This window comes from Blastomonas sp. CCH1-A6, assembly GCF_001556365.1.
Taxonomy (GTDB): Bacteria; Pseudomonadota; Alphaproteobacteria; order Sphingomonadales; family Sphingomonadaceae; genus Blastomonas; species Blastomonas ursincola.
In genome coordinates, this window is the sequence record NZ_LSIS01000166.1 from 1 (window position 1) to 509 (window position 509).

Annotated in this window: 1 protein-coding gene and 1 pseudogene; both read right to left on the reverse strand. The window is 70.5% G+C overall.

Translation table 11 applies throughout. The annotated features are described in order from the left end of the window. On the reverse strand, positions 1–334 hold a 334-nt coding region (locus AX735_RS06810), incomplete at its 3' end, for a 2-dehydropantoate 2-reductase N-terminal domain-containing protein (RefSeq protein WP_446471791.1). Further along, a pseudogene (locus AX735_RS24920) lies at positions 331–509 on the reverse strand (tRNA (adenosine(37)-N6)-threonylcarbamoyltransferase complex transferase subunit TsaD); the annotation flags it as partial. The pseudogene AX735_RS24920 and the gene AX735_RS06810, both read right to left, overlap by 4 nt.

Sequence of the window (509 nt, forward strand, 5' to 3'; positions counted from 1 at the left end):
CGCCGCTCGCCTCCTCGATGCCCTTGCAGCAGAGTACCAGATCGCCGGGACCTTCGGGCAGCGACGCCAGCACGCGGCGCATATGCTGCGCGGGCGTGACCACCAGCAGCATCGGCAGATCGGCTAGGTCTGCGAGTTCGGTGGTGGCGCGAATGCTCGGATCGAGGTCCATCCCGGCCAGATAGGGCGTGTTGCGGTGCTGCGCGTTGATTTCTTCGACCACCGGCGCTTCGAACGCCCAGAGCCGCACGTCGCGGCCGTCGCTCGCCAGCATCTGCGCCAGCGCGGTGCCCCAGGCCCCGCCGCCGATCACGCCGAGGGTTTGGTTGCTCATGCCTTCACCCCCGCGCCGCGCGCGGCCTCTGCTGCTGGATCGAGCGGCCAGCGCGGGCGTGCGGCGATATCGAGCGGATCGGTGAGGCCGAGCGCGAACCGCTCCGCGCCCGCCCAGCCGATCATCGCGGCGTTGTCGGTGCACAGCCAGAACGGCGGGGCGACAAAGCCCATAG